Below are 12,143 nucleotides of genomic sequence, written 5' to 3'. Positions count from 1 at the left end.
CCGCGGCGCTTCGCGCCGGCGCAAGGGGCCGATATACTTCGTCGTCCTTTCGGCGGCCCAGCCCAACCAGGTATCCCCGTGCGCAATCACGATCTCGTCTTCCTGAAGCACTTCTCGCAGGTCATCGCGGTGCTGTTCGGCATCATGGTCGTGCTGATCCTGATCGGCCTCTACCTCAACGGTCGCAAGGCCCACGAACCCAACCCGATCGCCGAAGCCCGCACGATCGAGCGCATCCAGCCTCTGGGCGGAGTGTATGCCGGCGAAACCGGTGCCGCTGCTGCCGCTGCCGCCGCGAAGGCCGCCGCCGAGGCCGCGGCCGCGGGCGGCGCACCCTACGGCGGCACGCTGGATGGCGCGGTGATCTATCAGAACCTCTGCTCGGCCTGCCACGCCAACGGCGCTGGCGGTGCCCCGGCCCCGACCGCTGCGGCGTGGGCGCCGCGCATCGCCCAGGGCCGCGACACGCTGCTCAAGCACGCGATTGAAGGCTTCCAGGGCGCGGCGGGCATCATGCCGGCCCGCGGCGGCAACGCCCGCCTCACCGACGAGCAGATGGCCGCGTCGGTCGACTACATGATCAACAAGTACCAGTAAGCTCGCGCCATCCCGTGTGTTTCCGACGCCGCCTTCGGGCGGCGTCGCTGTCTCTGGAGTTCCGATGACGCGTTTCCGTCCCGCCCCGCTCGCCTTTGCCCTCGGCCTTGCCCTCCTTGCCGCCGGCTGCGGTGATCAAACGGCCGCCGTCGCCGCGGACGGCATCGCCGCCGTGCAGGGGAGTGGCGAGCGCAGCGCCTTCGAAGGCCAGCGCGCCCGCATCGAAGGCGTCGTCACCCTGCTGATGGCCGATGGCGCGTTCGTGCAGAGCGTGCAGGCCGATGCCGACGCGGCGACCGCCGAAGGCCTGTTCGTGATGCCGGCAGACGGCCAGCCGGCGCTCGACGTGGGCCAGCACGTCGTCGCCGAAGGGCTTGTCGCGGAATCCGGCGACGGCGCGACGCTGACCACGCTGGCCGATGCGCGCATCGACGTCCGTGGCACCGCCGCGCTGCCCGAGCCGGTGGTGCTCGCGGCGCCGCCCGCCGATTGGGAGGCCTTCGAAGGCATGCGCCTGCGCATCGAGGCCCCGCTCACGGTCACCGGCAACGACGCCCTGCTGCGCTTCGGCGAAGTCGACCTCGCTTTCGACGGCCGGCTCTACACGCCGACCGAGATCGCCGCGCCCGGCGAGGCCGCCATCGCACAGCGCGCCGACAACCGCCGCCGCCTGCTGGTGCTCGACGACGCCCGCACTGCCGAGAACCCCGGTTCCATCGCCTGGCTGTCGGCGCCGCTGTCGGCCGACGAGCCGCTGCGTGCCGGCAGTACGCTCGTCGGCGTGCAGGGCGTGCTCGACCAGCGCTGGGGCGCTTACCGCCTGCAGGCCGATGCGGTGGTCGGTGAAGTGCGTCAGGCGCCGCGACCGGGCACCCCGGTCGTCGAGGGCGCGATTCGCATCGTCGGCATGAACCTGCTGAACCTCTTCAACGGCGACGGCCAGGGCGGGGGCTTCCCGACCGAGCGCGGCGCCAAGGACTACGACGGCTACGCGCGCCAGATGGCGAAGCACGTCACCGTGATCACCGCGCTGGACCCGGCGATCATCGCCGCGCAGGAGTTGGAGAACGACGGCTTCGGCCCGGAATCGGCGGTGCAGGAACTGGCCGACGCGCTGAACGCGGCGCAGCCCGGCGCGCGCTGGACGCCGGTGGCCAGCGAAGGCCGGCCCGGCACGGACCAGATCACCGTCGGCATCCTGTATCGCGCCGATCGCGCCGAGGCCGTGGGCGCCCCGGCGTTGGCCACCGAGGGCCCCTTCGAGTACGGCAGCCGCCCGGTGCTGGCGCAGAGCTTCCGCGTGGGTGACAGCCCGGTGTTCACCGTCGCCAGCGTGCACTTCAAGAGCAAGGGCGGTTGCGAGGACGCGCAGGGTGCGGACCGCGACCAGGACGACGGCCAGGGCTGCTACAACGCCAAGCGCGTGGAAAGCGCGGAAGCCATGCACGCGTGGCTGGCGACCGACCCGACCGGCAGCGGCAGCGACCGCGTCGTGGCGATCGGCGACTACAACGCCTACGCGATGGAAGACCCGATCCGCGTGCTCCGCGAGCGCGGTTGGGTCGATGCACCGATGGCCACCGAGGACGGCCACACCCCGCACAGCTTCGTCTTCGACGGCCAGGCCGGGCGCCTCGACCACGCCATGATGAGCCCGTCGATGGCGGCGATGCTGCGCGGCGCGGCGAAGTGGCCGGTGAACAGCGACGAGTCGATCGGCTTCGCCTACGACGGCGCGCTGGGTCGCGAGGCCGGCCCATGGCGCAGCTCCGACCACGACCCGCTGCTGCTCGGCTTCGACGCCGCTCCCGCGCGCTGAAGTCGGCACGGCTAGACTCCATCACGCATGAGCACTGCGCCCACCTTCCCGACGGTTTCCGGCCCGCTGAGCCTCGCGGGCCCGGCTGGCGTGATCGAAGCCGCCGTCGAGTTGCCGAAGCCCGAGGACATGCGCCGCGGCGTGGCGGTGATCGGCCATCCGCATCCGCCCGACGGCGGCACGATGAACAACAAGGTCGTGACGACGATCGCGCGTGCGCTGGCCGAATCGGGCATCGCCTCGGTGCGCTTCAATTTCCGCGGCGTGGGCCATTCCGAAGGCGTGTACGACCAGGGCCGCGGCGAAACGCTCGACTTCCTCGCCGTCGCCCAGTGGCTGCAGGCGCAGCGTCCGAACGACGCGCTGTGGCTGGCCGGCTTCTCCTTCGGCAGTTGGGTGGCCCTGCGTGCCGCGCGCCAGCTCCACGTCCAGCAGATGGTGTGCATCGCGCCGCCGGTGGGTTTCCGCGATTTCACCGGCGTGCCGCCGCCGACCTGCCCGTGGCTGGTGGTGCAGGGCGAGCAGGACGACGTGGTGGATCCGCAGAAGGTGTTCGACTGGGCCGCTGCCGCCGAGAACCCGCCGACCCTGGTGCGCATGGCCGAAGCCGGGCACTTCTTCCACGCCCGCCTCGTCGACCTGCGTGGAGCGATCCGCAACGGCGTGCGCAAGAACCTGCCGCCGCTGCAGCACCAGGCCTGATCCCGCGATGCCGAGCCGGCCTTCGAAGCGCTATCTGGACGGCGTGGCCGAAGGCCGCTGGACGCAGGACGCCGGCCAGCTCGCCGCGCTGGTCGAACTCGATCGCGTCGCCGTCGAACTGCTCGACCGCCAGCGTGCGGGCTTCCTGAAGAAGCTGGGATTCCGGCTCGCCGGCCACGCCGGCGTGCGCGGCCTGTACCTGTGGGGCGGCGTGGGCCGCGGCAAGACCCTGCTCTGCGACTTGCTGCTCGACGCCTGCGCCGAGCTGAAGCCGCAGCGCCTGCACTACCACCGCTTCATGCAGGACGTGCACGCGCGCATGAAGGCGCTGCACGACACCGCCGACACGCTGAGCGTCGTGGCCGCGCAGTACGCCGCGATGTCGCCGCTGCTGGTGCTCGACGAGTTCTTCGTCAACGACATCGCCGACGCGATGATCCTCTCGCGATTGCTGGAGCAGCTATTCGACCGCGGCGTCACCCTCGTGACGACGTCGAACATCGCGCCGCCGGGCCTGTACGCCAACGGCCTGCAGCGCGCGCGCTTCCTGCCGGCGATCGCCCTGCTCGAGAAGGACTGCGTGGTGCACAAGCTCGGCAGCGAGACGGACTTCCGCCTGCGCCAGCTCACCCATGCCGACACCTGGCATGTGCCCATCGACGCGGCGGGCGAGGCGCAGCTCGCGGAGCACTTCCGCGTGCTCAATGGCATCGGCGTGTGCCAGACCTGCCCGCTGTCGGTGAACGGCCGCGACATCCCCGCGAAGGCGCTCGGCGAAGGCGTGGCCTGGTTCGATTTCGAAGCCCTGTGCGAGGGCCCGCGCTCCGCGGCGGACTACATCGAGATCGCGAGCGAGCACCACACCCTGCTGCTCAGCGGCGTGCCGACCTTCAGCGACGAGAGCACCGACGCGCCGCGACGCTTCATCCACCTCGTCGACGAGCTCTACGACCGCAACGTCAACCTCGTCGCCACCGCGGCCGCGCAGCCGCAGGGCTTGTACAAGGGCTTCAAGCTGCGCGTCGAGTTCGAACGCACGATCTCGCGGCTGGTGGAAATGCGCAGCGAGGAGTACCTCGCCCGGGCGCATCGGCCGTGAGCCCGGAGGCCCGCGCGGCCCGTTCGGCGCGCGCTGCGGCATGGCTGCCGTGGGGCGTTGCGCTGCTGGCGGCGGCCGCACTGTTCACGCTGTTCGCCCCCGGCTGGTTCACCTTCGACACCGCCCACCAGTGGTGGATGGCGCGCACGGGCCAGCTCGATTCCACGCACCCCGCGGTGATGGTGCGGCTGTGGCAGGCCAGTCGCGCGCTGTTGCCGGATCCCGAAGGCTTCTTCGCTCTGCAGCTGCTCCTCGTCTGGAGTGGGCTGGCCTTCGTCGCCACCGCGCTGCCGCTGCGCACGCCGTGGCGGGTCGCCGTGCTGCTCGGCATCGGCCTGTGGCCGGCGTTCGTCGCGCTGCAGCCGCAGGTCTGGAAGGACCTGTGGATGGTCGGCGCGCTGTTGTGGGCCGTCGGCGCGCTGCTTCGCGAGCAGGCCGAGCCGGCGTGGCGATGGCGCGGGCTGGCGCTGCTGATGCTGGCGTTGGCCACGGCCTTCCGCTTCAACGCGATCACCGGCGTGCTGCCGCTGTGGGCGTGGTTGGCCTGGCGCATCGCCCGCGTGCCGGTGGGGCCGGCCTCCGAAGCCGGGGCAACCCCACGCGCTGCGCGTTGGCGCATCGCGGCCGCCGCGCTCAGCCTGCCCCTGCTCCTCGGACTCGCCGCCGTGCCCGACCGGTTGGGGGCCGTGAAGCACGTCACCGTGTGGCCGGTCATGGCGCTGTGGGATCTCGCTGCCGTCTCGATCGAGACCGGGCGCATGGCCATCCCCGCGGCCTTCCTGAAGCCGGGCGCGACGGTCGACGATCTCGCGCGCGAATTCGATCCGGCCGTGAACGTGCCGAGCTTCACCACCGGCACCATCCATTTCAGCTACGAAATCGTGCTGCGCGCCGAGGACCTCGCCACCCTGCGCGAGGCCTGGCTCATGCTGCCGCTGCGCGAACCGCAGGCCTGGGCGCGGCATCGGCTGCGGCTGTCGGGCTACCTGTTCGGCCTCCGCAACGCCGAACTCGCCGACACGCAGGTGCTGATGCCCGACCTCGTGCCGTTCAAGGACAACCCACCGCTCACGATGGCGCCCTCGCGTCTGCGCGAGGTGCTGGTCGCCACGTGGCACCGATGGGTGGATGGGCCGTTTTTCATGGGCTGGCTCTACCTGCTGCTCGCAGCTGGCGTGCTCGCTGCCGCCGCATGGCGGCGTCGCACGGCCGCCGCAGCGCTGTCGGCCTCGGGGCTGGCCATGGTCGCGCCCCTGGTGCCGCTCGCGACCGCTGCCGATTTCCGCTACCTGCTGTGGCTGGTGGTGGCGAGCCTTGTGGCCTTCGTGCTGCTGGTTTCGCCCGCGCCCCGCGCGGGCCGCTGAGGCCCCGCATCGCGGCCGGGGATTCAGCGGTTCTTGCCCTCGCAGGCGCTATCCTCCGCCGCGATGACCAACACCCCCGAAACCTCGACGCTCGGCCAGAGCGTCGCCTTTCCGTCGTCCTATGACGCCGGCCTGCTGTTCCCGATCCCGCGCACGGAGGCCCGCTCGAAGCTGGGTCTCGACGAGGCGCTGCCCTTCGTCGGCGTCGACCTCTGGAACGCGTATGAACTCTCGTGGCTCGACCTGCGCGGCAAGCCGCAGGTGGCGCTGGCCGAGTTCCGCGTGCCTGCGACCTCGCCGAACCTCGTCGAATCCAAGAGTTTCAAGCTGTACCTGAACTCCTTCGCGCAGGAGCGGCTGGCCAACGCCGACGCCCTGCGCGCGACGCTGATCTCCGACCTCTCCGCCGCCGCTGGCGCGCCCGTGTCGGTGAGCCTGATCGCGCCGACCTCGCCGCAGGCCTTCCCGGTCAGCGTGCTGCCCGGTGAGCTGATCGACGGCGTCGCCATCACCATCGAGCACTACGGCCCGCCCGCGCCCGAGCTGCTGAAGTCCGACGCCCAGGAAACGGTGGAGGAGACCCTCGTCTCGCACCTGTTCCGTTCGAACTGCCCGGTCACCGGCCAGCCCGACTGGGCCAGCCTGCAGATCGCCTACACCGGCCCGCGCATCGATCGCGCCGCCTTGCTGCGCTACCTCGTCAGCTTCCGCACCCACAGCGATTTCCACGAAGCCTGCGTCGAGCGCATCTTTCTCGACCTGCGCGCGCGCTGCGCCCCGGTGAAGCTCTCGGTGTATGCGCGATTCACCCGTCGCGGCGGGCTGGACATCAACCCGTTCCGGGCCTTGCCGGGCGCCGCGATGCCGGACAATCTGCGCCTGTCGCGGCAGTAGCCGCTCCCCCCGCCGAGCCTCGCCATGCCCCGTCGCCGCGTTCGTCCGCTCGTGAATCGCCCGATCGCATTCGCTCTGGTCCTGCTGCTCGCCGGCTGCGGTGGTGAACCCGCGGCGCCGGCCGCAGGCGCCGAAGCGCCGTCGACTGCCGCCGATGCGGGCGGCGCGGGTGCCGAGCCGATCGTTCAACTGCCGCAGGGCAGCCTCGAAGCCGTGGCGCTGGAGGTGGGCGTGGTGCTCGATGCGGATGGCCGCGTCGCCGCCGTAGCGGAACGCGTTCGCCCCGGCGATGCCGTGCACGCCAGCCTCGTCACCGTCGGCGAAAGTGAAGCGGCGATGCTCGCCATCGCCTGGCGCGACGCCAGCGGTGCCGAGATCGATGCCGACGAGCGCGCGATCACCGCCAGCGGCCCCGCCGTGCACACCTTCACCCGCCAGCCCGAAGGCGGCTGGGCACCGGGCCGCTACGAGGTCGAAGTCAGCGTCGACGGCGAGAGTGCCGGCGTGCGGAGTTTCGACGTGCGCTGAGGCGCGCTACTCGAAACGCCGCTCCAGACCCACGAACACGCTGCGCCCCGCGCCGGGGAAACTGCGCTCCTCGCCGAAGGCGAAGTCCACGCGCTCGGCGTAGCGGCGATCGGCGAGGTTCATCACTCGAAAGGTCGCGCGCCAGTCGTCGTTGAGCCCCGCGCCGAGCCGCGCATGCCACAGCACGTGGCCGCCGTAGCGGCGGGTGTTCGCCGCATCGATGGCATAGGCGCCCTGCCACACGCCTTCAAGCTCCGCCTCGAAGCGCGTGCCGAAGCGCCGCCCCACGCGAAGGCCGCCCAGCCATTCCGGCGCGGTGTCGATGCGCGCGCCGCGGCGGATCGTCTCGCCGCCGGGCAGCAGGCGGTCGAAGGCATAGCGCTGGTCGCTCCACGCGAGCTGGCCTTCGAGCCATGTCGCGTCGTCCGGCATCCATGTTCCCGCTAGTTCGACGCCGCGATGCCGGGTGGCCGCGCCTGGCACGCTCAGTCCGGCCGCGTCGCGCAGCAGCACGTCGCGCTTGCGCATGGCGTAGGCCACGGCCTCGGCGCGCAGCGTGGGGCCGTTGAAGCGCAGCACGCTTTCGAGGCTGTCGGCGGTTTCCACGCCGATGCCCTCGACGGACTGGCCGCGCTGCAGCCGGTACAGCTCGGTGGCTTGCGGGAAGCGGAAGGCGCGCGCCGCACGGGCGCCCACCGACCAGCCGCCGTCGAGGCTTCGCATCCAGCCGAGCTGCGCGCTGCGCGCGGTGAAGGCATCGCGGCGATCGGCCGGGCGCAGGTACAAGCAGCCGCCGAAGCCGCAGGGCGTGCCGTCGTCGCGGAGGTTGCCGTTGGCGGCGCGGTTGTCGTGGCGGTAGCGGAGGTTCTCGAGGCGCGCTCCGACGGTGATCGCGTCGCGGTCGAATCGCCATTGCTTCTCACCGAAAAACGCGACCTGCCGGGCGTCGATCGCGTAGTCGTAATGCGTGCCGGCGGGGCGCTGGGCGTTCTGCGCCGGCGTGCCGGTGGTCAGGGCGCGGGCCTGCGTCTGCCGCAGCTCGCCTTCGACGCCTTCGACATCGAGGCCCACCCGCAGCGATTCGTTGGACCACATGGTCTGCACGCCGAGGCTGCGGCTGCCGTTCTCCTCGAGCGGTTGGCCGAGGTTGAAATGCTGCAGAAAGCGTTGCGACTCATCGCGCGCGTAAGGCCGCAGCAGCCACTCGCCGTCGCCGGCCGCGCGCACGTGGTGCAGCACGAGGCGCGCGCTGTCGGCCTCGCGGAACGCCTCGGGATTGGCATTGCCGAAGCGGCGCGCATCGCGCCACGCGCCCTCACCGAAGGCGAAGCCCGCCGTTTCCTGGCGCAGCCGATGTGCGGCGAACGCCAGCCGGGTGTCGCCGTCCGACGCCGGTTGCCACTGCAGGTTGGCCTGCTGCTGGCGGTAGCCTTCGTCGGCGCGGAAGCTGCCAGCGTCGACGAGGTTGGCGTCGAGGCGTAAACGATCACCGCCATCGAGCGAGAGCAGCGCACGGCGATAGTTGTCGCTGCCGAACTCGACGCGCGCGCCACCGCCTTCACCGGGAAGGCGCGGCCGCACCGCCACCACGCCGTGCAGCGCGTTGCTGCCGTGCACCGCGCTTCCGGGGCCGCGAAGCACCTCCACGCTCGCGGCCTGCGCGAGGTTCAATTCCGAGAGCTGGTTGACGTTGCAGAAACCCGCGGGGCGGATCGGTACGCCGTCATCGAGCACGAGGAAGGCGCCGCAGGCGCCCGGGCCGGTGAGCACCGGCGAGCGAAGGGCGAGCAACTGCTCCTGCCCGCTGCCGCGGCTGGCCCAGGCCCCGGGGATGCGTGCGAGGGCTTCGTTCGCATGCGTGGGCGCGAGGCGCTCGAGCGCGGCGGCGTCGAGACGCGCGACTGCTTCGGCGCGCGCACGGCCGTCCTCGGGGCGGCGCGTGGTGACCTGCACTGCGTCGAGGCGCGACAGCGCCACTCCGGACTCCGGGTTCGGTGCGGCGGACGCGGCTGCAGGGGTGGCGAGCGCCGGCAACATCGCCAGCCAAAGGGGCATCGAGCGTGGCACGTCGGACATCGAAGGGGGGCTGAGGTGTTGAAGTGTGGACGACCCCGGGTGCACGCGTGGCGAAACGGGGCCTACGATGCCCCCATCCTTTTTCGTGACGGGGCCGCCATGCGCCTGAATGCCGATTTCGACCAGCGCGTGGTGCTGCCTCCCGACGAGGCCGCGTGGCAGCCGTCGCCGAGCCCCGGCGTCACGCGGCGGATGCTCGATCGCATCGGCGACGAAGCCGCGCGTGCGACCAGCCTCGTGCGCTACGCGCCGGGGTCGACCTTCGCCGAGCATGGCCATCCGGCGGGCGAGGAGATCTTCGTGCTCGAGGGCGTCTTCAGCGATGACACCGGCGACCACCCGGCGGGTAGCTACCTGCGCAACCCGGAAGGCTTCCGCCACGCGCCGCGAAGCGCGGACGGCTGCACGCTGTTCGTGAAGCTGCGGCAGTTCGCGGCGGACGACCGCGAGACCGTTCGCATCGATGCCTCGCGGGAGGCGTGGCGGCCGGGTCTGGTCGAGGGCCTGAGCGTGATGCCCCTGCATTCGCACGGCACCGAGCACACGGCGCTCGTGGATTGGGCGCCGGGCACGGTGTTCAAGCCGCACACGCACTGGGGTGGCGAGGAGATCCTCGTCCTGCGCGGCGTGTTCGAGGACGAGCACGGCCGCTACCCGGCGGGCACCTGGCTGCGCAGCCCGCACGGTTCGCGGCACACGCCGTTCAGCCGCGAAGGCACCACGCTGTACGTCAAGACCGGGCACCTCGATACCGAGCGGCTGGCGCCGTGGCTCGGTACCGGTGCGGGCTGACCACGCGGCTCAGAACGACCAACGGAACCCCGCGCGCCATGAGCGTCCCGGTCCCGGCACGGCGATGCCCGCCGGCACGCCTGCCAGCATCATCGTCGCGCCCTGGCCCACGTAGGCCCCACCCAGCGGATGCTGGTAGAACCGATCGAGCAGGTTGTCCACGCCGACGTCGACGCGCAGGTCGTCCGAGGTCCAAGCCAGCGAGGCCGCGAGCAGGCCGTAGCCGGCGGTGCGGATCTCGTTGCGCGCGGCAGAGCCCGACGCCTTGCGGCGTACCCCTTCCCAATCAACGCGCGCTTTCCACGGGCCGCGATGGTGGACAAGGCCGAGCCGCCCCTGCGGCGGCATCACGTTGTAGAGGCCGCCGCCGGTCTGGCGATTGCGGCCGCGCGTGACGCTGGCACTGCCTTCCAGTGCCCAGTGGCCTGCCGTGCCGTCGGCCAGCGTCCAGGTCGCGCTGGCGTCGATGCCGTGCAGGCGCGCCGACTGGTTGGAGTAACGCAGCACGTTGAAGCCGGTCGCGTTGTTGGTGAGGCGCACGGCGTCGATGTAGTCGTCCACCCACGTGACATAGGGCGAGAGCCGGGCCGAGTGGCCATTCTCCTTGTCTTGCCAATCGAGAGTGGCGGAGAGCGTGTGCGCGGTCTCGGGCTTCAGGCCGACGTCGCCGACGTAGCCGTTGCCGTCGCCGACCGTGTTGTTCATGAGTGCAGCCATCGACCACGTGGACCACGCGTAGCGCTCGTGCAGGTTCGGCGAGCGCACGCGGCGCACCACGCCGACTTCGGCGCTGAATCCTGCGTCGAAGCTGCGACGAAGCATCGCGGCGAAGCCCCAGTGCAGGTCGGACTGCCGACGCTGGCGCGCGTTGAAGGCCGCGGCGTCTGCGGCGGTCATCATGTACGAGCCCGGCGGCGCTGGATCGATGTCGTAGCCGCGCACCGGGCCGGCATCGCTGACCACGCGATCAACACGCAGGCCGACGAGGCGCGTCCAGCCTTCGCCCGGCGACGATTCCCATTCGACGAAGGCGCCGGCGCGATCGCGCTGGCCGTCGTTGATGTTGACGAAGGTGCCTGGCCACATGGCCGCACCCGAAGCAGGCCAGTCCTCTTGAAGCCGATAGGCGAGTAGATCGACACCGGCGCGCAGCGCGTCGCCCTCGGCGCTCGTGTGGTCAACGCGGAGGCTCGCGCCGTTGGTCCGGCTGGCCGAAAGCATCGGCATGCCGGCTGCGCAGGTCGGCGAGATCGGCGCGCAGGGGCGACCTTCCGTCATGGCCCCCGGCACGTTCGACGCCATGCCGTACCAGAAGCGCTTGTCCGGACCGAAGTCCATCGCATGGTCAACCTGTTCGTGCCAGATGCGTGCATCAACCGCGACGCCGCCCAGCTTGCCGTTCCAGTGCGCGTTGACGCGGTCGGCTTGGTTCTCGGTGAGGTCCATGCGCTGGTTCGGAAAGCCTTGGAAGGGCATGTCCTGGCGCGAGATCGTCACGTCGACCTGCTGCTCCTCGAAACGTTGCGCGACGGTGAGTTGCTGATTGCGCGTCTCGTAGGCGCTCGACCCCACTTCATCCAGCGGCAGCACACGACCTTCCCGTCCGGTGCTCGCGATCGTCTTGAAGGGCTCGGCCGCACGGTAGTTGTCCGCCTGTGCATGGTTGGCGATCACGGCGAGGCTGGTGTTGGCGTCGCCAGCGTGTAGCGCAAGATCGATGCCGCGAGCGTCTCCTTGTTCCCGGGCGTAGCCGCCGAGCTGACCGCCGGCCGTCCAGTCCTTGGCCGCTTCGTTGAAGTGCAGCGGCGTCGCGTCGATGGTGATGGCGCCGCCGAGGCTGTCGCCGCCGAGGCTCACGGGAGCGAGACCGGCGAATACGGCGGCCTTCCGCACTTGCGACGGCGCGAGGTAGGACATGGGCGGGTTCATGTGGTTCGGGCAGCTGGCCAGCAGATCCATGCCGTCGACCGCGATGCGCACGCGGTCGTCGGCGAATCCGCGCAGCACCGGCAAGCTGGATGCACCACCGGCGCCCTGCAACGCGACGCCGGGGACGCGGGAGAGCAGGGCCGCCACGTCGGCACCGTGATGCGCGCGACGGTCCGTGGTGTCGGCTTCCTCCGCGGTGGGCAGCGGCCGCAGGTGGTCGCCGTGCACTTCGACGCGATCGAGGGTGACGGCGTCCGGCGAGGGAGCGGCCGTCACGAAGCCGGGAAGACCGGAAACGATGGCGAGCGCGAGCAGGGAGCGACGAGAGCGCATGGCAAGGTCC

The 12,143-nt window shown here is 71.2% G+C and carries 10 protein-coding genes; 8 read left to right on the top strand and 2 right to left on the bottom strand.

Annotated elements, in window-relative coordinates; translation table 11 throughout:
• The first annotated feature begins 78 nt into the window (after nucleotides 1-78).
• From O9255_RS03740 to O9255_RS03710, 7 genes are all read left to right on the top strand, one after another.
• A complete protein-coding gene (locus tag O9255_RS03740; protein ID WP_297865493.1) occupies nucleotides 79-597 on the top strand; it encodes a c-type cytochrome in 519 nt (172 codons plus the stop codon).
• 64 nt (nucleotides 598-661) lie between these two features.
• Nucleotides 662-2,416, top strand: a complete 1,755-nt coding sequence (locus O9255_RS03735; protein WP_297865492.1) for an ExeM/NucH family extracellular endonuclease — start codon at nucleotides 662-664, stop codon at nucleotides 2,414-2,416.
• Between the two features lie 27 nt (nucleotides 2,417-2,443).
• Nucleotides 2,444-3,118 carry an alpha/beta fold hydrolase gene (locus tag O9255_RS03730; RefSeq protein ID WP_297865491.1) on the top strand — a complete coding sequence of 225 codons (675 nt, stop codon included), beginning with the start codon at nucleotides 2,444-2,446 and terminating at the stop codon, nucleotides 3,116-3,118.
• Nucleotides 3,119-3,125: 7 nt separating this feature from the next.
• Nucleotides 3,126-4,217 carry a cell division protein ZapE gene (gene zapE / locus O9255_RS03725; protein ID WP_297865490.1) on the top strand — a complete coding sequence of 364 codons (1,092 nt, stop codon included), beginning with the start codon at nucleotides 3,126-3,128 and terminating at the stop codon, nucleotides 4,215-4,217.
• Nucleotides 4,214-5,581, top strand: a complete 1,368-nt coding sequence (locus O9255_RS03720) for a hypothetical protein (RefSeq protein WP_297865489.1) — start codon at nucleotides 4,214-4,216, stop codon at nucleotides 5,579-5,581. Before zapE ends, O9255_RS03720 begins: the two co-directional genes overlap by 4 nt.
• 63 nt (nucleotides 5,582-5,644) lie before the next feature.
• Entirely contained in the window at nucleotides 5,645-6,475 is an 831-nt protein-coding gene (gene queF / locus O9255_RS03715) for an NADPH-dependent 7-cyano-7-deazaguanine reductase QueF (protein WP_297865488.1), read from the top strand.
• A gap of 24 nt (nucleotides 6,476-6,499) precedes the next feature.
• The gene (locus O9255_RS03710) at nucleotides 6,500-7,003 is read left to right on the top strand and encodes a hypothetical protein (protein WP_297865487.1); all 504 of its coding nucleotides are present in this window, start codon (nucleotides 6,500-6,502) and stop codon (nucleotides 7,001-7,003) included.
• A gap of 6 nt (nucleotides 7,004-7,009) precedes the next feature.
• On the opposite strand, the gene O9255_RS03705 is transcribed toward O9255_RS03710, so the two are convergent.
• Nucleotides 7,010-9,079 (bottom strand): TonB-dependent receptor, encoded by a 2,070-nt coding sequence (locus tag O9255_RS03705; protein WP_297865486.1) that lies wholly within the window; start codon nucleotides 9,077-9,079, stop codon nucleotides 7,010-7,012.
• A gap of 99 nt (nucleotides 9,080-9,178) precedes the next feature.
• Here O9255_RS03705 and O9255_RS03700 point away from each other — a divergent pair, with 99 nt between their 5' ends.
• Entirely contained in the window at nucleotides 9,179-9,871 is a 693-nt protein-coding gene (locus O9255_RS03700; RefSeq protein ID WP_297865485.1) for a cupin domain-containing protein, read from the top strand.
• Nucleotides 9,872-9,880: 9 nt separating this feature from the next.
• Here the strand turns inward: O9255_RS03700 and O9255_RS03695 are convergent, their stop codons facing one another.
• Entirely contained in the window at nucleotides 9,881-12,133 is a 2,253-nt protein-coding gene (locus O9255_RS03695) for a TonB-dependent receptor (protein ID WP_297865484.1), read from the bottom strand.
• Between the last annotated feature and the right edge of the window lie 10 nt (nucleotides 12,134-12,143).

It is taken from the genome of Silanimonas sp., from assembly GCF_027530345.1.
Lineage (GTDB): Bacteria > Pseudomonadota > Gammaproteobacteria > Xanthomonadales > Xanthomonadaceae > Silanimonas.
Note: the sequence above shows the minus strand (reverse complement) of the source record. Positions and strands in the feature narration are given on the sequence as shown.

Bases quoted from the DNA above. Each gene is read 5' to 3' on its own strand.
- O9255_RS03735 (WP_297865492.1), top strand. From the start codon at position 662: ATGACGCGTTTCCGTCCCGCCCCGCTCGCCTTTGCCCTCGGCCTTGCC.
- O9255_RS03730 (WP_297865491.1), top strand. From the start codon at position 2,444: ATGAGCACTGCGCCCACCTTCCCGACGGTTTCCGGCCCGCTGAGCCTC.
- zapE (WP_297865490.1), top strand. From the start codon at position 3,126: ATGCCGAGCCGGCCTTCGAAGCGCTATCTGGACGGCGTGGCCGAAGGC.
- queF (WP_297865488.1), top strand. From the start codon at position 5,645: ATGACCAACACCCCCGAAACCTCGACGCTCGGCCAGAGCGTCGCCTTT.
- O9255_RS03710 (WP_297865487.1), top strand. From the start codon at position 6,500: ATGCCCCGTCGCCGCGTTCGTCCGCTCGTGAATCGCCCGATCGCATTC.
- O9255_RS03705 (WP_297865486.1), bottom strand. From the start codon at position 9,079: ATGTCCGACGTGCCACGCTCGATGCCCCTTTGGCTGGCGATGTTGCCG.
- O9255_RS03700 (WP_297865485.1), top strand. From the start codon at position 9,179: ATGCGCCTGAATGCCGATTTCGACCAGCGCGTGGTGCTGCCTCCCGAC.
- O9255_RS03695 (WP_297865484.1), bottom strand. From the start codon at position 12,133: ATGCGCTCTCGTCGCTCCCTGCTCGCGCTCGCCATCGTTTCCGGTCTT.